Raw genomic sequence first — 16973 nt, forward strand, 5'->3', positions numbered from 1 at the left:
TTCATGGAGGTGTTCACCTCGGGCCCATCGGTCGGAGTGGCTCCGTCGCTTTCGAGATGTCGAACATGGTGCGACGTGTCGAGCATTCTGGATGATAGGAGGCTGGCGTACCCCGTCAACCCCTCTCGCGCAAGTCGTGCGCCGCTTCGAAACGTTCGAAGCGCCTGGCGCGGAGCCGGTGCGCCTCGCCCTTGCCTCCTTGCTGATCAAGCGACAAATCCTGCCCCTCGGGGAGGTGTTGACATGACCGGTCGCCTCTCTAGTATCCGTGGGGCATCCGAAGTTTCCGAACGGCAATCGAAATTTCGAACCCTCTCCTCTCCTCTCCTCTCCTCTCCTCTCCTCTCTCCTCCCTGCCGAAGGAGTCCCGGTGCCCAGACGATCAGGCGGACGACTGTTCCGCCTCCTCACGGCCGCCGCGCTGACGGTGGCCGCGTCCGTGACGGCCTCAGCGCAGTCCACCGCCACGGCCGCGCCGGGCAGTCCGGCGCTCACCCCACCGCTGGGGTGGAACAGCTGGAACAGCTTCGGGTGCGGGATTACCGAGGCCCAGGTCCGTCAGGCCGCCGACGCGATGGTGTCCTCGGGCATGCGGGACGCCGGCTACCGGTACGTGGTGGTCGACGACTGCTGGTTCGACCCGCAGCGTGACGCGCAGGGCAACCTGCGGGCCAACCCGACGAAGTTCCCGAGCGGGATGAAGGCCCTCGGGGACTACATCCACGGCAAGGGCCTGAAGTTCGGCATCTACCAGGTGCCGGGCGAGCGCACCTGCGCGCAGACCGTGGGCACGTACCCGGGCTCCACGGGCAGCAGGGGCCACGAGGTCCAGGACGCCGCCACGTTCGCCTCGTGGGGGGTCGACTACCTCAAGTACGACTGGTGTTCCTCGAGCGGCACGCGTGACGAGCAGGTCGCGCGGTTCAAGCTGATGCGTGATGCCCTGCGCGCCACCGGTCGGCCGATCGTCTACAGCATCAACCCCAACAGCTTCCACGCCATCACGGGGTCCACGTACAACTGGGGCGAGGTCGCCGACCTGTGGCGGACGACCGAGGACCTGCTCGACATCTGGCAGAACGGCAACACCAACAGCTACCCGATGGGCGTCGGCAACGTCCTGGACGTCAATGCGCCGCTGGCCGCACAGGCCGGCCCGGGGCACTGGAACGACCCCGACATGCTGGTCGTCGGCCGCCCCGGCCTGTCGCTGACCGAGTCCCGCTCCCACTTCGCCCTGTGGGCTCTGATGAGTGCCCCGCTGATGGCCGGCAACGACATCCGGACGATGTCCGCCGACGTCAGCGCGATCCTGCGCAACCCGCGCCTGCTGGCGGTGAACCAGGACTCCCTGGGCGCGGGCGGACGCAGGGTGCGCGACGACGGCAACCTCGAGGTGTTCGCCAAGCCCCTGGCGGACGGTTCGGTCGCGGTGGGGCTGTTCAACCGGGGCGGGAGCGCGGCGACGGTCACCACGACGGCCGCCCAGATCGGCCTGGGCGGAGGGCCGTTCACCGTCACCGACCTGTGGACCGGCGGCACGTCGAGCACGTCCGGGCAGCTCTCGGCGAGCGTCCCCGCGCACGGTGTCGCCGCGTACCGGGTGAGCGGCGGCAGCCCGCTGGCCGCCACCACCTCACGCCTGCGGGGCAACGCCTCCGGCCGCTGCGTGGACGTGGACAACGCCTCCACGGCCGCCGGCGCCGCGACTCTGCTGTGGGACTGCCACACGGCCGCCAACCAACTGTGGACCACGTGGGCGGGCGGCGAGATCCGCGTCTACGGCGACAAGTGCCTGGACGCCTACGACCAGGGCACCACCAACGGCACCCGTGTCATCACCTGGCCCTGCAACGGCCAGAACAACCAGAAGTGGACCGTCGGCTCCGACGGTTCGATCCGCAACGTCCGCTCCGGACTGTGCCTCGACGCCAACGGGGCCGGCACCGCCAACGGGACCCCGCTGGTGCTGTGGACCTGCAACGGCCAGGCCAACCAGAAGTGGACCCGCGCGTGAGCGACACGGCACTGGGTCATGGCCAGAGGGACAACACCCCGGCCACGGCTTCCCGCACGGCTGCCGCATCCGCCGGCACGGCCGCCCCCGGCTGCGGCGGGACCCCGGGCGTCGGTACATCGGCTTCCGGGCCGGCCACCCACACCGGCAACACCCTCCCGCCGAGCACCCACGCCGTGCACGGCACCGCCTGCGGCTGAGCGCCGTGTCCGCCCGGGAGATCTCCCGGGCGGACACGGTCCCGGCTCAGGACGCCGTGCCCGCCACCGTGGTTCCCGACGCGGTGAGGCAGTGCGTCGTCGAGAGGCCCGCGACCGTCGGCGCAGCGCTCCCACCGCACTCTTGACGCAGGGTGCCGGAACGGCGGTCGCAGCGGTCGAGGGATGGGGGCGGGCCCGTCGCCGGCCGCGTGCGCGGCCGGCGACTTCAGGGGGTGCGGGCGAGCCGGGCCAGCAGCCGGCCGACGGCCGACGACGGCTGCGGCGGCGATGACCACGGGGAACGGCACCGCGAACAGGGCGAGCGCAGCGAAGGAGGCCACCGCGAGGGCGACCAGCGCGGGGCGGGCCAGGGAGCGGCGGCCGACCCGCTCTCCCCTTTCATGGCGCGGGCCTCGGCCTCGAGGACGCGGGCCGACCTGCCTGCGGATCGGGCCGGTTCAGGGCCCTCCTCGGCGACGAGGACGGCTGTGGCGGCGATGAGGACGATGACGAGTTCGCTCAGCCCGAGCATGAGTGTCCCGCTCCCTTTTCCGGGGACCGGGCCTGAACGGCGCGAGCGTAGCGGCGGTGACGTTCGCAGGCGGGGCACGACGGCCGGAAGCAGGTGCCGGAAGTTCGGCCGGCGGTCGGCGCGCCGGCGGCTTTCACCTGACGGCCCTCACTCATGCTGACCGGCGGGAGAGGGGTGTTCCTTCGAGTCCGTGGTGGTGTGGGAGCCGTGGGACTCAGTGGTGTGGACGACCAGGGGGGATGCGTTGCGGAGGGCTGGATCCTCATGGATGTATCGGCGCAGATGAGGCAGGACGCCTCGGTCCAGAAGGGCTTGTCGCCAGTTCAGTCGTGACTGCTGCGGACGTGTCACGTGCGCGGGCTCGTCACCGCCGCGTATGGCCGTTCTCAGCAGTGCGGCGAAGGCGAGGAGGGCGCTGGTGCCCGCGATCAGAGTCAGGACCCATCCGGCGGTGACCAGCGAGCCGGGCAGCGCGCCTTCCGTATCGGTCAGTCGGAGCAGGTAGCCGAGGACGAGCAGGACCGCGGCGGATGTGGTGGCCACGAGCGGGGTGAGTACCGCCAGGGCGGGCAGCAGGGTGCCGGCGGTGGGGCGTTGCGGTGGGTCGGGCCGTGCCGAGGTGCGCAGGGCGAGGTACGTGCCGTATTCCTCGCGTGCCGCGGCGGCTATCTCGTCGGCGTCGCCGAGAGCCCGTAGACGCAGGCGTCCGGCGGCTCGGCCGGTGGAGTCGGCGCTCAGCGCCTTCTGTATGTCCGCGGTGGTGAACGCCAGGCGCAGTACCGCCTCGAAGTCCGGCCTGTCCTCCGGGCGAAGGCGCAGTGGGTCGGCCACGTGGTCTCCTGCGGGTGGGATGTTTCGGTGTCACGGTCGGAGCTGCGCGTCGACGCGCCGGACCCGGCCCCTCGGGAGGGCCGGTCCGGCGTCGTCGTGGGAGCGTCAGACGCCTACGCCGAAGTCGGCGGCGATCCCGGACAGTCCTGAGGCGTAGCCCTGCCCGACCGCACGGAACTTCCACTCCGCACCGTTGCGGTACAGCTCGCCGAAGATCATCGCGGTCTCGGTGGCGGCGTCCTCGGACAGGTCGTAGCGGGCGAGTTCCTGGTTGTCCGCCTGGTTGACGACGCGGATGAAGGCGTTGCGGACCTGGCCGAAGCTCTGGCCGCGGTTCTCGGCGTCGTGGATGGACACCGGGAACACGATCCTGCCGATCTCGGCGGGTACGGCCGCGAGGTTCACCTTGACGACCTCGTCGTCGCCCTCGCCCTCACCGGTGAGGTTGTCGCCGGTGTGCTCCACCGAACCGTCAGGGCTCTTGAGGTTGTTGTAGAAGACGAAGTGCTGGTCCGACGGCACCTTGCCGGAGGCGTCGAGGAGCAGTGCGGAGGCGTCGAGGTCGTAGTCGGTGCCGGTGGTCGTGCGTACGTCCCAGCCGAGGCCGACCAGGACGGCGGTCAGGCCCGGCGCCTCCTTGCTGAGCGAGACGTTGCCGCCCTTGGACAGGGAAACTCCCACTGCGTACTCCTTCTCGACGGGTGCGGTCGGGGTCCGCGGCGCGGGCCCGAGTCAAGAATCTACATCACTGTAGAAGAAGTGGGAGGGGTGTGCGGCCGCCTCCCGAGTCGGCGTTCCTCGTCGAAGTCCCTGGTCAGTTCCGTGAGTTGCCGAACAGCAGGCGATAGGCGATCAGCAGTGCGAGTGCACCCGCGATGGCCGATCCCCAGGTCGCGGCGTCGAAGAATTCCCGCTGTACCGGCCGGTCGAGGAGCTCCGCCGACAGCCAGCCGCCCACGAAGGCGCCGGCGACGCCGATGAGCGTCGTGCCGATGCAGCCGCCCGGATCGCGTCCGGGCAGGATGGCCTTGGCGATCGCTCCGGCGAGAAGCCCCAGTACCAGCCATGCGATGACACCCATCTCTCCAGCACTCCTTCCAGTGGTCCTTCTTGTGTGCGGGCAGGTCCGGGAACAGCGTAACTTCTACAGTCATGTAGATGTCCCGGTGGTGGGCTGGAGGGTTCGCCGGTGTCGACGCGGACTCCTCGAGGCGGTCTCGCAGGATCATGAGAACTCCGTACGCGTCGGGAGGGGGCCCGGCCCCAGGCGCTCCGGTCCGCGGTTCTTCCGCAACTGAGTGGAAGTCATCGGCAGGGGACGGGGAGAAGCGCCTGCCCGCCCCCTGCTCGCGCGTCCTCTACCGCTTACCGGGGCCTGCCGTCAGCCCTCGTCCTCCTCGTCGCCTTCGAAGAAGTCACCGACCTCGTCGACGACTTCGGCCGCGACCATGCCGCCGACGACGCCGACCGCCAGGCCGGCGGCGCCCGCGGCGACGACGGTTCCCATGCCGGGACCGGATCGGTGGTGGTCGTCGTGGTGATGGTCGCCGTGACCGTAGTGCCCGCCGTGTCCCCCGGCGTACGGGTCGCCGTGGCCGTAGGCACCGTGTGAGGCCCTGTGCTCGACCAACTGGCGCACCCAGCCGTCGACCTCGGCGGTCCAGTCGCGGGAGTCGTGGTGGCCGACGGTGAACCTGGTCAGCGCGTCGTGGCCGCCGGAGAAGAAGCCTCCGCGCTTGTCCGCCTCCAGCACGACCTCCATACCGCCCGGGTGGGCGAGGAACGTCACCTCGATCTCGTTCACCTGGTGTGCGTACTGCGGCGACGGAGTGATCTCGATCTCCTGGTAGAAGGGCAGTTGCTGCCCCGTGCCGCCGATGCGCCCGTACTCCAGGTCGGCCGACTTGAAGCCGAAGCCGAGTCGGCCGAACGCTTCGAGGATCGCCTCCTGGACGGGCAGCGGACCGACGGTCAGCGGATCGATGTCACCTTTGTCCTTGGCGCCCACCACCGACAGTTCGGTGCGCACGCCGAGCACGATGCCCAGTGGCTGTCCGTACAGCTCGGTGACCGGGGTCTCCCACGGCAGCGTCACGCTGAACGGCACGCTGCGCTGCTCGCCCTCGGCGAGCCGGAAGCCGCCGCCGACGGTGAACCGGTCGAAGGCGATGCCGCCCTCGCTCTCGCCCTCCTCGTGCTCGACCTCGACCCGGGCGACGAGTTCCAGGGCGATGTGCTCGATGTCGAAGTCGGCGTTGCCGCCCTTGAGGTGGACCTGGCCGGTGAGCGTGCCACCGGGCCGGGCGGAGCCCGGGTCGAGGACCGTGTCGACGGTGGGGCCGCCGACGCCGAGTGAGCCGAGCAGTCGTTTGAACACCATGGTGGCGTCCACTCCTTAAACGTGCGTGTGTTCCATGAGGGCGGTGCCGCCCGCCCGACGGCGCGCGGCACCACGGCGGTGCGCGGGGGCTGGTTACTCGGCCGCGTCGAGGGCGGCGAGCGCCTGCGCCCAGCGGGAGTACTTCAATTCCGCCAGGTCGGCTATGGTCTTGACCCCGAACGCCTCCTGCAGCAGTTCACCGTCGCGGTCGGAGACCCCCTTCAGTGCGGCCACCGGGGCGGCCAGGATCTCGGGCAGGCTCTTGTCCGCCCATGTCTTGTCCAGCACCTTGTCCAGGTCGATCGAAGCCATGCGTGTCGTCTCCAGAGGCGCGAGACCCGGCTTGCGCGGGTCTTCTACAAGCGAGTAGAAGCATAAGGCGATCGGAGGCGAGGAGGGACACGGTCGGGGCGGGCGCGCCGGGAAAGACCGAAAACAGATTCCTGCGCCGGCCAGGTGCCGGCGTCTCGGAGTGCGGCGCGTACCCCCGCTGTCGGACTCGCCTCGTGCACGGTGGCGTACCTGCTGGGCGACGCCGTCCTCGACGGTTCGTACGCCCGGGGGGAGCCGCTGCCCGCGCTGTTCGGCACCGCGGCTCTGTTCTCCGCCGTCGGCGTGCTCGGCCTGGCGATCGGAACGTCCGTACGCCGTACGGCCGGCGTGGTCGCCGCCGTGGTCTCCGTGCTGCTGCCGTCCCTGTCCGGGCCGCTCCTCGGCGGCCCGCGGCGATGGGTCGCCGGAGCCGCCCCGACCGCTGCGCTGGAGAAGCTCACGCGGACGTCCGGCGCGAGCCCGGAGACGGTCGGCAGCCTGGCGGCCCGGCCGTCCCTGGCGCTGGTCACCGGGTGCACCGTCCTCGCCCTGGCCGGAGCGGCGCTGGTCCTGCGGAGGCGTGATGCCTGACCGTCGGCGCCTCACCCCGATACTGCCGGCGCCGGTGAGCGCTGCGGGTCTTCCGGCGTCCGCAGTGCCGGAGGCCCAGGTCCGCGAGAGCGCCCGGGTGGTTGGTGGACGAGGAGCGGCCGGCCGGCCGGATCGTCGATCCAGCCGGCCTCGGTCCACGACCGGGAGCAGCTCACCCGCCTGGTGACGGAGTCCGAGCGCCCCGGCCTTCTCCCGGGGCGCTCGCGCATCAATAACTACAGTGCTGTAGAAGTCTCTTCTGGAGCATGCTCACTCAACGATCCCGTGTCCGGCCGGCTCGGCCGGGGCGGGAGCGTTGGAGGCACAGAGGAGACAAGGCAGCAGGATGCCGCAGCACCAAGACCACGTGGCCGAGTCCACCGCCCCGTCCGGGCGCCGGCGACTCGCACACTACTGCCGTGACATCACGGAGACCCGCTGGTTCGCCCTCACCGTCTTCGCCTTGATCCTCGCCAACGCCGCGTTGCTGGGTCTGGAGACGTACTCCGGAGTCGTCGAGGAGTGGCACCGCTGGTTACGGCTCGCCGAGCACACCTGTCTGGCCGCGTTCACCGTCGAGATCCTGCTGCGCATGGCTGCCCACGCCGACCGCCCCCGGGACTTCTGCAAAGACCCGTGGAACCTCTTCGACCTGGCCGTGGTCCTGTGCGCCTTCCTGCCCGCCGTCCGCGAGAACACCACTGTGCTGCGGCTTCTCAGGCTGGCCAGGGTCCTACGGACCGCCCGCTTCCTGCCCCAGTTGCGCATCGTGCTCGTCGCGGTCGCCCGCAGCCTGCCCGGCACTTTGAGCTTTCTGCTCGTCGGCGCCCTGCTTCTGTACGTGTACGCCATGGTCGGCTGGGTCTTCTTCGGCCACCACGACCCCGAGCACTACGGCTCCATCGGCCGCGCTGTCCTCACCCTCTTCCTCCTGATGATGCTCGACGGCATCGGCGACGCGATCCACGCGGGCCTGGAGATCTCACGCTGGAGCCTCCTCTACTACGCCTCCTACGTCCTGCTCGCCTCCTTCGTCCTGGTGAACGTCCTCATCGGTGTCGTTCTCACCTCCCTTGAGGAGGCCCGGGACATGGGGGAGGGGGAAGGAGAAGCGCCGACAGCGCGCCCCCCGGCTTCGCATCAGACGGATCAACAACACCTGCGCCGGCGTATCGAGGCGGCTCGCAGGGCCCTGGACGAGCTGGAACGAGACCTTGCCGCCCAGGTCGGGCCGTTCGGAGGCGAAGGGGAAAGGGAACGGACCGTGCCGAGCGCAGAGCCTCGCTGTCGTTGACCGTGACATGACCTCCAGGACTCCCTGATCGCCGTCCCCAGGGCCGACGAGTGGGTTCTTCGTGAGGGACGCAGTTGCCAACGGGCTGGAGGTTTCAACCGAGGGCGAACTCCGCATGCGGCCGTGTGCCGAGGTGCGGTGTGGGGCCGGTCATCGCTGCCTGCACTGCTGTACTGAGACGCCGTTTCTGATGGCGTGATCGTTCGTTGAGCAGTACATGGCGATCTGGTTGAGCGGTTGGTGCCGGACGAGTTGTGGACGCCGTTCCGGCGGGTGGTCCCGCCGACGGAGGTCATACGCCACATGGGACGGCCTGCACGGTGAGGCGGAGGGGCGTGCGTGAGTTCGGCGGCGTATCCCAAGGGGTGACTGTCAGGGGGCTGATCTGAGCGGCCCGAAAGGTCTCCAGCCACGTCATCCCGGCCTCCGGGACGGCACCACATGCTGTGCTGCAAACTCGGAGCAGCCGACAGCCGTGCCGATGGAGGAAGCAGTGCGTCGACGGGAGGACCGGGCGAGAGCGCGGCCGACAGGCCACGCTGCGTCAGGGGCGCGCGTACACGCCGAAAGGCCAGGACCCGATCGACGAGGCCGTCGACAGTGCCCGACGGGCCGAGCCGCGGGTGCATCGGACCGCCGGCTTCCCCGGGCTGTGTGAGATTTCGTGCGACGTGAGAGGGTCTGGGGCGTGAGCGAGACACCGCCGAACACCCTGCAATACCGCTTCGACGGGCTGGAAGACGCTCCGGTCCTGATCCTCGGTCCCTCACTGGGTACCACCTGGCACAGGTTGTAGAGACCGTCCAGGGGCGTCCACGCCAGTCCAGCCAGGGCATGAAATTGTAGGTCAGGACCTTTTGGTCCGAAAGGGCCCACCCAGTTGGTGATTGCGGTGTGACACGAGGGTGATACGGCGAGGCCCCACCGAGGTCCGTCCCCTTGGCGGGATTTCTCAGCGGATCTGCGAGACGACGAAGCCGCACCAGACTACTCCGGTGCGGCTTCGCCGTGAGACGGCATGAGCCGGCGCGCGCGATGTGGTCGGTTCCTCGTGTGGTCCGTGTGCCTGTGACTCTCGGACGCCTGATTCGCGGTCGCACCGCTCGGGAAATCTCGCTGTGTGCTGCACAGGCTCTGGCGCCACCGCGACACCGTTCTCGAATCCATCGACCAGGGCGCGTACCTCCATGTGTGTGGTGAGGCCACCGGCACAAGATCGGCTGGCGAGGCATACTCCAGCGGACGGGTCGGCACGTCCACTGACCTTCTTAGCTGAATAGCGTCACCCGGTCGGGGCGTCACGCCATCAATCTGTTCTGAGAGGGTGTCTCACGTGGTGAGTTTTGCGAGCTTCTTGTAGCAGGTCAGGGTCGCCGCGAGTCCGAGGAAGGCCAGGAAGTGGCTGCCCTTTCGCTCGTATCGGACGGTCAGGCGGCGGTAGCCGAAAAGCCACGAGATCGACCGTTCGATCTTCCAGCGGTGCCGGCCGAGCCGTTCGCTGGACTCGATGCCGGGCCTGGCGATGCGCGGGACGATGCCCCGCTCGCGCAGCCACTTCAGCCTGTCGGCGGAGTGGTACGCCTTGTCCGCGCGGAGTCTGCCGGGGCGGCGCCTTCGCGGACCGCGCCGGGAGCGGATGGCGGGGATGCCCAGGACCAGCGGCAGCAGCGCCTGGCTGTCATGGACGTTCGCGCCGGAGACGCCAAGAGCGAGAGGGAGGCCCTGGGCGTCGGACAGGACGTGGAGCTTGCTGCCCCTCTTGCCCCGGTCGACCGGATTGCGCCCGGTCAGCGATCCCCCCTTTTCGCGCGGACGGAGGCCGCGTCCACGATGGCCGAGGTCCAGTCCACCTCGCCGCGGACGCCGAGCTCGTCCAGAACGGCCTGGTGCAGCCGCCGCCACAGCCCGTCCCTGGTCCATGCGGAAAACCGGCGGTGCGCGGTGGCCGGCGAGACGCCGAACGTCTCCGGCAGATGCCGCCAGGCACAGCCGCTGGTCAGCACGTACACCACAGCCGTGAACACGGCCCGCTCATCAACCGGAGCCGTACCGCCTCCCTGCGGACGGGAAGCGAAGGGAGGCAGCAACGGTGCGACGAGCGACCAGAGTTCGTCAGGAACCAACCGCTGCGACAAACCAACACCCATGGCAAAACATCATGCCGCATCCACCTCACACCACGTGAGACACCCTCTGAGTCTCGTCGCCATGAACGATCCAGCGGCTGGGCCCCGTGTGGACCCAGCCGCATCGTCTACTCACAGGTCGGTTACCAGAGTTCGGCGCGTCAATGGCGCTTATGGCGTGAAAACCGCTTCGGTTTCGTCCTTTTCGCCTTCACCCTCGGCCACGGGGAGGCGCTTGTTGCGGCGGACGGAGGACCAGAAGGAGGCGCCGATCAGGACCACACCGATCATGCCGGTGATGAACTCGTTGATCTCGTACTGGATGGTCACCAGGAGGACGGCGGCGAGGGCGCCGATGGCGTAGTGGGCGCCGTGCTCCAGGTAGACGTAGTCGTCGAGGGTGCCCTCGCGGACCAGGTAGACGGTCAGGGACCGCACGTACATGGCGCCGATGCCGAGGCCAAGGGCCATCAGGACGATGTCGTTGGTGATGGCGAAGGCGCCGATGACGCCGTCGAAGGAGAAGGAAGCATCCAGGACCTCCAGGTAGAGGAACATGAAGAACGCGGCCTTGCCCGCGAGTTTGACGGCCGACTTGGGCTTGCCGGTGCGCGCGGCTCCCTCCTCCTTGTGCTCCCGTTCCTCCTCCGCTTCGAGCTTGTCCTCGAAGAAGCCGGAGAGGCCGCCGACGACCAGGTAGGTGATCAGACCGGCGATGCCGGAGAGCAGGACCGTCTCCGCCTTGTCGGCGTGGGTGCCACCGTGCTGGTGGGCATGGGCACCGAAGGTGATCGCCGAGACCAGCAGCACGATCAGGGCGATGCAGACCGACAGCATGTCGACCTTGCCCAGCTTGGCCAGCGGGCGCTCCAGCCGGCCCAGCCACTTGATGTCCCGGTCCTCGAAGACGAAGTCCAGGAAGATCATGAGGAGGAACATGCCACCGAAGGCGGCGATCGACGGATGGGCGTCGGTCACCAGCTCCTGGTAGCGGTCCTTGTCGGTGAGGGCGAGGTCGACGGCCTCGATCGGCCCGAGCGACGCGCTGACGGCGACGATGACGACCGGGAAGACCAGGCGCATGCCGAAGACGGCGATCAGGATGCCGATGGTGAGGAAGATCTTCTGCCAGAAGGCATTCATCTTCTTCAGGATCCCGGCGTTGACCACCGCGTTGTCGAAGGACAGCGATATCTCCAGGACGGACAGGATCGCCACCACGCCGAAGGCGGCCCACCCCCCGTAGAAGATCGCGGCCACCAGGCCGAGCGCGGTGACCGCGAACGACCACCCGAAGGTCTTCAGGATCACCGGTCAGTTCACCGTGCCTTCGGGGAGGAGGGCGATGCCGTCGTCGTCGGCGTGCAGGATGTCGCCGGGGCGGAAGGTGACTCCGCCGATGGTGACGGGCACGTCGATGGCTCCGGCGGAGTCCTTGGCGCTCTTGCGGGGGATGGAGCCCAGCGCTTTGATGCCGAGCCGGAGGCCGGCCAGGGTGGCGCTGTCGCGGACGGCGCCGTGCAGGACGAGGCCGGCCCAGCCGTTGTCCTGGGCGGCACCGGCGATGAGGTCGCCGACCAGGGCGGTGCGCAGGGAGCCGCCTCCGTCGACGACGAGGACGGCGCCTTCGCCCGGGGTGCGCAGCAGGTCGCGCAGGAGGCCGTTGTCCTCGTGGCAGGAGACGGTCCGGACGCGGCCGGCGAAGCTCCGGTGGGCGCCGAACTGGCGGAACTGCATGTCGCAGACGCGCAGGTCGGTGCCGTACTGGTCGACGAGGTCGGCCGTGGGGACGGGGGTGACTGTCTCGGGCATGGTGATGCTCCTCTTCGTTCGGGGCTGCCGCGCCCGTTTCTCATCCGGCCGTCAGGAGGATGGGGGCGCGAGCGCGGCAGCCTGCTCGGGGGTGAGGGGGCGGGTGGCGTGTCCTCGCAGGAGGAGGTGCAACTTGGCGGTTTCCTCCAGCTCCTCGATCGCGTCGGCGGCCTGTTCCATCGACGTGCCGGCGATGACGGGCCCGTGGTTGGCGAGGAGAAGGGCGTGGTGGGTGCGGGCCGTCCGTTCGGCGAGCGGTTCGAGGCTGTTGTCACCTGGGGCGTGGTAGGGGAGGAGGGGGAGCTTTCCGACGCGCATGGCGTAGTAGGCGGTGAGCGGGGGCAGCGCGTCGGCAGGGTTCACGTCGTCGAGGCAGGAGACGGCGGCGGCGTGGGTGGAGTGCAGGTGGACGACTGCCCGGGCGCCGGGGCGGGCCCGGTAGAAGGCGGCGTGCAGGAACGCCTCCTTCGTGGGCCGAGGGCCGTCCAGGTGCTTGCCGTGCAGGTCGGTGCGGGACAGCTCGGCTTCCTCGACGGTGCCGAGGCTGGAACCGGTGGGGGTGAGGAGCAGGGTACCGTCGGCCAGACGGAGGGACAGGTTGCCGGTCGAGCCGTGTGTCAGACCGCGGGTGAAGAGCGAGCGAGCGGTACGGACGATGAGCGTCCGGGCGGCCGACTCGTCGGCGTAGGCGGTCACTCGGCCTCCGTGAGGGCGCGGGTGAACAGGTCGGGGGCGCCGAAGTTGCCGGACTTCAGCATGAGGGCGAGGTCGCCGCTCTTGGTGGTGGCGTAGGTCCAGGGCACACCCGGGTCGGCCTCCTCGCCGACGAGGACGGCGCGGACACCGAGGGCGGTGGTGACGGCGCCTGACGTCTCCCCTCCGGCCACCAGAAGACGGCGTACGCCGCGTTCGACCAGGTGAGTGGCGAGGGTGCCGAGCAGTTCTTCGACCTGCGCGGCTGCCTCGGCGACACCCAATTGGGCTTGCACGGCAGCCAGTTCCTCCGGTGACGCGGAGGCGTAGATCAGGACGGGCAGGTCGGGGTCCTGTCCGTCGTACCAGGCGAGGGCCTCGCCGGTGACGTCGCGGTCGGAGGCGGCGGCGAGGACGTCGAGGTGGAGGGAGGGCAGATCGGCGGCGTGGAACTGGGCGATCTGTTCCAGGGTGCGGGCCGAGCAGCTGCCGGCAAGGACAGCCGCCCGCCCGTCGCGCGGCCAGGGTTCGGCGGTGGCTGGACCGGCGGCCGGGTAGGCGTGTCCGAGTCCTTCGGCGAGGCCGGCGGCCCCGGCGACGACCGGCAGTTCGAGCGTGGCGGCGCCCAGGACGGCGAGGTCCTCGTCGGTGAGGGCGTCGGCGATGAGGTGCCGGACGCCGGCCTGCTGGTGGGCTACGACGGCGTCCCGGACGGCTTCGACTCCGCGGCGGACGGTGGTCCAGTCGATCAGTGCCACCTGGTGGCGGGCCTGCGCGGACAGCAGGCGCACCAGCGCGGAGTCTGTCATGGGGTTGAGGGGGTGGTGGCGTAGCGGTGAGTCGGACAGCAGCTGGCCGTGGACGAAGAGGTGGCCCTGGTAGACCGTGCGGCCGTTGGGAGGGGAGGCCGGGCAGTGCAGGGTGACGCCGGCGCCGGCGGCGTCCATCAGGGCGTCGGTGACCGGACCGATGTTGCCCTGCGGGGTGGAGTCGAAGGTCGAGCAGTACTTGAAGTACACCTGCGCGGCGCCCTTGGACCACAGCCAGCGCTGGGCGGCGAGGGAGTCGGCGACGGCCTCGTCGGCAGGCGTCGAACGCGACTTGAGGGCGACCACGGCGGCATCGCAGTCGGCCGGGAGCGCGGTGGTGTCGTCCGGGGTGCCGAAGACCAGGGCGGTGCGCAGGCCGGCACGCCGGAAGGCCGCGGCGACATCGGTGCCGCCGGTGAAGTCGTCGGCTATGCAGCCGATGCGCAGGGTCATGGTCGTGGTCTCTCCTCAGGCGCGCGGGCGGAGCAGGGGGCCGGGGCGGGCGGCGGAGTCACCCGCCCCGGAGTGGACGGTCAGTGCTGGCCGGCGCCGATGGCCTTGATGACGGCGGCGGTGAACTCGGTGGTGGAGGCGGAGCCGCCGAGGTCGCGGGTGGAGGTGCCGGCGGCGATCGCGTCGGCCACGCCCTTCTCGATGATCTCGGCGACGGTGGCGAGCTTCTCGTCGCCGTGCTTGGCGGCGAGCCACTCGAAGAGCATGGCGCCGGAAAGGATCATCGCGACCGGGTTGGCGACGTTCTGCCCGGCGATGTCCGGGGCGGAGCCGTGGGACGCCTGGGCCATGGCGGTGGTGGCGGACGAGTTGATGGACGGGGCGGTGCCGAGCGAGCCGGAGATCTCGCCGGCCAGGTCGGAGAGGATGTCGCCGAACATGTTTTCGGTGACGATGACGTCGAAGTCCTGGGCGCGGCGCACCAGGTGGACGGTCATGGCGTCGATGTGGAAGTCGTCCACGGCGACGTCCGGGTAGTCCTTCGCCACTTCCTGGCACACCGTGCGGAACAGGCCGGTGGTGAGCTTGAGGACGTTGGCCTTGTGGACGATCGTGAGCTTCTTGCGGCGCGAGCGGGCCAGGTCGAAGGCGACGCGGGCGACGCGCTCGGTGGCCTCGCGGGTGATGATGCCCAGCATGATCGCGGTGTCCGGGGTGGGCATGAACTCGCCGGTGCCCGCGTAGGTGTTGCGGTCGGCGTAGAAGCCCTCGGTGTTCTCGCGGACGATGACCAGGTCGGCGTTGTCGCAGACGGCCTTCGCGCCGGGGAAGGACTTGGCGGGGCGGATGTTGGCGAAGAGCTGGAAGTGCTTGCGCAGGGTGCCCGAGGGATTGAGGGCGGACTTGTGCGGCTCGGGGTAGCTGACCGAGTCGTGCGGGCCGAGGTACCAGCCGTCGAGGCCGGCGAGGGCGTCCTTGGTCTCCTCGGGGACGGGGGTGCCGTGGGTCTCGATGGCGGAGGCGCCCAGCGGCAGCGTCACCCAGTCGACGGAGACGCCGGCGGCCTCGGCGGCGGCGGTGGCGATCTCGACGGAGGACGGGACGATCTCGGGGCCGATGCCGTCGCCGTCGAGGACGCCGAGGCGGTAGGTCTTGCTGCTCATGGTGCGGGTTCCTCTCAGAACAAGAAATGGTCAGGACAGTGCCGAGGCGGCGTCGGTGAGCGCGGTCCAGGAACGGGCGGCGGCCTTGGTGCTGTCGCCGTCCTGGGTGTGCTCCAGAGTCAGCCAGCCGGTGAAGCCGCCGGCGTGCAGTGCGGTGAGGAGCTCGGGGAGCCGGGGATCACCGACCGTCAGGGGCCCCCGGGTCGGGGCGGCGGCGAGTTGCAGGCAGCCGGTGACGGCGGCGTGGTCGGTGACGGCCCGGACCACGTCGACGCCCTCGGCGTCGAGGTGGTGGGTGTCCAGCACCAGGCCGGTCGGGGCGTCGAGCGAGTCGAGGACGGCGAGGGCCTCGGCCGGGGTGTGCCACAGCGAGGTGTTGGCCCGCGACTGCGGCTCCAGCAGCAGCCGGCTTCCGCGCGTGGCGGCCTCCTCGGCCAGTTGCTCCACGGCACGCTCGGCCCACACGCGCTGCATGTCCGCGAGGCCGGGCAGGAAGGTGCCCCGGGTCTGGCCGAGCGAGACCGGCACGCCCAGTTCCCCGGCCAGCCGGGCCGCGCCAAGCAGCCGGAACAGCGCATGCCGGCGGACGTCGGGGGACGGGTCGGTCAGGGTCAGCCGGTCCTGCGCCGCCACCGGTCCGGTGCCGATGCCCAGGACCTTCAGGCCGGCGGCCTCGACGGTCCGGGCCAGCGTCTCGGCGTCGTGCGCGCCGGTCTCCCGGACCTGTACCTCCACCCCGTCGTAACCGAGTTCGGCCAGATCGCGGACGGCCTCGGCGAGCGGCGCCGAGTGGCCGAGCGGCATGGATGAGACGCAGTCGTTCCCGGAGACCGTGTAGGCCACCGGCCAGGGCAGTACTGCGCTCATGGCGTGACCACCTGCGCCCCGACCGGGACGAGCAGGCCGCGCAGCTCACGGGCGGCGGCACCGGCGCCGTCCAGTACCGGCACACCGAGCAGGGCCGCCAGGGCGTCGCGGACCGGCGTGAGCGAGTACTGCGCCAGGAGCACCGCGTCGGCGTCTGTGCCTCCGACCGTACGGAGGGCGTCCGCCAGGAGTCGGGCCGCCTCCTCGGGGCCGGCGCCGGCGGCAGCCTCGCTCAGCGCGGTCACGATGTCGACCGGGCGGCCCGGGCGGACGGCCGGGACGAGCGCTTCCAGCTGGGCGACTGCCGCCGGTACGGCCGGCGGGGTGGAAGCGACGACGGCGATCCGCCGGTACGGGCCGGCCAGGGCGGCCTTGAACATCGACTCGTCCGACTTCAGCACCGGCACGTCCCACAGCACGCGGGCGGTGTCCACCACCTCCCCGTAGGAGGAGCAGGTCAGCAGCAGACCCTGGGCGCCACCGTCCATGACGTGTGCGATCAGCCGGAGCATGCGGCGACGCAGTGCGTCGGTGAGGCCGCCGGTCGCGTTGGCGTCGTCCAGCAGGCGGTCGTCCAGCACGTTCCAGACAGTGGCCTGCGGAAACTCCTGGGCGAACGCGTCCTGGGCGATGCGGTGGGCGGCCGGCACGGCGTGGATCATGGCGACCAGGGGAGGGGATTCGATCACCGGGTTCTTACCTCTTCCGGTAGGCGGGGACCGGCAAGGGTCCCGACCGAGGACCGGCCTCCGGACGACGCGGGAAATGTTTCCCGACGGCGGAGAACACGGGCCCGAGATGGGGGCGGCAGCGTGGTGTATCGGTGCCGCGCCGCCACTCTAGGTCCAACCGGTCAACCGGTCAACCGGTTGTGCGTAGGGCTGGGCCTCCGG

The 16973-nt window shown here is 70.2% G+C and carries 18 protein-coding genes; 4 read left to right on the forward strand and 14 right to left on the reverse strand.

Annotation, left to right across the window (positions count from 1 at the left end; genetic code table 11):
• Positions 1-370 precede the first annotated feature (370 nt).
• Together ACZ8ZB_RS28205 and ACZ8ZB_RS28210 are read left to right on the forward strand one after the other, a co-directional pair.
• A complete protein-coding gene (locus ACZ8ZB_RS28205; protein WP_470740431.1) occupies positions 371-2017 on the forward strand; it encodes a glycoside hydrolase family 27 protein in 1647 nt (548 codons plus the stop codon).
• Positions 2014-2217, forward strand: coding sequence for a hypothetical protein (locus ACZ8ZB_RS28210; protein ID WP_470740432.1), 204 nt, complete (start codon positions 2014-2016; stop codon positions 2215-2217). The genes ACZ8ZB_RS28205 and ACZ8ZB_RS28210 overlap by 4 nt, the downstream gene beginning before the upstream one ends.
• 226 nt (positions 2218-2443) lie before the next feature.
• Here ACZ8ZB_RS28210 and ACZ8ZB_RS28215 read toward each other — a convergent pair whose 3' ends face one another.
• From ACZ8ZB_RS28215 to ACZ8ZB_RS28240, 6 genes are all read right to left on the reverse strand, one after another.
• The gene (locus tag ACZ8ZB_RS28215; RefSeq protein WP_470740433.1) at positions 2444-2749 is read right to left on the reverse strand and encodes a Sec-independent protein translocase family protein; all 306 of its coding nucleotides are present in this window, start codon (positions 2747-2749) and stop codon (positions 2444-2446) included.
• Positions 2750-2896: 147 nt separating this feature from the next.
• Positions 2897-3580 carry a hypothetical protein gene (locus ACZ8ZB_RS28220; RefSeq protein WP_470740434.1) on the reverse strand — a complete coding sequence of 228 codons (684 nt, stop codon included), beginning with the start codon at positions 3578-3580 and terminating at the stop codon, positions 2897-2899.
• Positions 3581-3685: 105 nt separating this feature from the next.
• Positions 3686-4261: a TerD family protein gene (locus ACZ8ZB_RS28225; RefSeq protein ID WP_470740435.1), complete on the reverse strand. Its 576-nt coding sequence runs from the start codon at positions 4259-4261 to the stop codon at positions 3686-3688.
• Positions 4262-4394: 133 nt separating this feature from the next.
• Positions 4395-4661, reverse strand: a complete 267-nt coding sequence (locus tag ACZ8ZB_RS28230) for a GlsB/YeaQ/YmgE family stress response membrane protein (RefSeq protein WP_470740436.1) — start codon at positions 4659-4661, stop codon at positions 4395-4397.
• Between the two features lie 300 nt (positions 4662-4961).
• Positions 4962-5960 (reverse strand): sporulation protein, encoded by a 999-nt coding sequence (locus tag ACZ8ZB_RS28235; RefSeq protein ID WP_470740437.1) that lies wholly within the window; start codon positions 5958-5960, stop codon positions 4962-4964.
• Between the two features lie 93 nt (positions 5961-6053).
• Positions 6054-6272, reverse strand: a complete 219-nt coding sequence (locus ACZ8ZB_RS28240; RefSeq protein ID WP_470740438.1) for a hypothetical protein — start codon at positions 6270-6272, stop codon at positions 6054-6056.
• Between the two features lie 201 nt (positions 6273-6473).
• On the opposite strand from ACZ8ZB_RS28240, the gene ACZ8ZB_RS28245 reads away from it, so the two are divergent.
• Positions 6474-6863, forward strand: a complete 390-nt coding sequence (locus ACZ8ZB_RS28245; protein WP_470740439.1) for a hypothetical protein — start codon at positions 6474-6476, stop codon at positions 6861-6863.
• A gap of 346 nt (positions 6864-7209) precedes the next feature.
• Complete coding sequence (locus ACZ8ZB_RS28250; protein WP_470740440.1) at positions 7210-8157, forward strand: ion transporter; 948 nt, start codon at positions 7210-7212, stop codon at positions 8155-8157.
• A gap of 1329 nt (positions 8158-9486) precedes the next feature.
• Here the strand turns inward: ACZ8ZB_RS28250 and ACZ8ZB_RS28255 are convergent.
• The 8 genes from ACZ8ZB_RS28255 to ACZ8ZB_RS28290 all read right to left on the reverse strand — a co-directional run bounded on the left by ACZ8ZB_RS28255 (position 9487) and on the right by ACZ8ZB_RS28290 (position 16769).
• Positions 9487-10304, reverse strand: a protein-coding gene (locus ACZ8ZB_RS28255) for an IS5 family transposase (RefSeq protein ID WP_470740441.1) whose coding sequence is annotated in 2 segments (ribosomal slippage) — positions 9487-9954 and positions 9957-10304 — 816 coding nt in all. Because the reading frame shifts where the segments join, the coding sequence is not laid out codon by codon here.
• A gap of 150 nt (positions 10305-10454) precedes the next feature.
• Complete coding sequence (locus ACZ8ZB_RS28260; protein ID WP_470740442.1) at positions 10455-11594, reverse strand: DUF475 domain-containing protein; 1140 nt, start codon at positions 11592-11594, stop codon at positions 10455-10457.
• Positions 11595-11597: 3 nt separating this feature from the next.
• Positions 11598-12095 carry a ribonuclease E activity regulator RraA gene (gene rraA / locus ACZ8ZB_RS28265; RefSeq protein WP_470740443.1) on the reverse strand — a complete coding sequence of 166 codons (498 nt, stop codon included), beginning with the start codon at positions 12093-12095 and terminating at the stop codon, positions 11598-11600.
• A 51-nt stretch (positions 12096-12146) separates the two neighbouring features.
• Positions 12147-12791 carry a 3-oxo-tetronate 4-phosphate decarboxylase gene (gene otnC, locus ACZ8ZB_RS28270; RefSeq protein WP_470740444.1) on the reverse strand — a complete coding sequence of 215 codons (645 nt, stop codon included), beginning with the start codon at positions 12789-12791 and terminating at the stop codon, positions 12147-12149.
• Positions 12788-14050: a 3-oxo-tetronate kinase gene (gene otnK / locus ACZ8ZB_RS28275; protein WP_470740445.1), complete on the reverse strand. Its 1263-nt coding sequence runs from the start codon at positions 14048-14050 to the stop codon at positions 12788-12790. Before otnK ends, otnC begins: the two co-directional genes overlap by 4 nt.
• An 80-nt stretch (positions 14051-14130) precedes the next feature.
• Positions 14131-15213 (reverse strand): isocitrate/isopropylmalate dehydrogenase family protein, encoded by a 1083-nt coding sequence (locus ACZ8ZB_RS28280; RefSeq protein WP_241911184.1) that lies wholly within the window; start codon positions 15211-15213, stop codon positions 14131-14133.
• A 30-nt stretch (positions 15214-15243) separates the two neighbouring features.
• Positions 15244-16080, reverse strand: coding sequence for a sugar phosphate isomerase/epimerase family protein (locus ACZ8ZB_RS28285; RefSeq protein WP_470740446.1), 837 nt, complete (start codon positions 16078-16080; stop codon positions 15244-15246).
• Positions 16077-16769 carry an aspartate/glutamate racemase family protein gene (locus tag ACZ8ZB_RS28290; RefSeq protein ID WP_106411723.1) on the reverse strand — a complete coding sequence of 231 codons (693 nt, stop codon included), beginning with the start codon at positions 16767-16769 and terminating at the stop codon, positions 16077-16079. Before ACZ8ZB_RS28290 ends, ACZ8ZB_RS28285 begins: the two co-directional genes overlap by 4 nt.
• Positions 16770-16973 lie beyond the last annotated feature (204 nt).

The sequence above is a fragment of the Streptomyces sp. 12E genome (assembly GCF_055633275.1).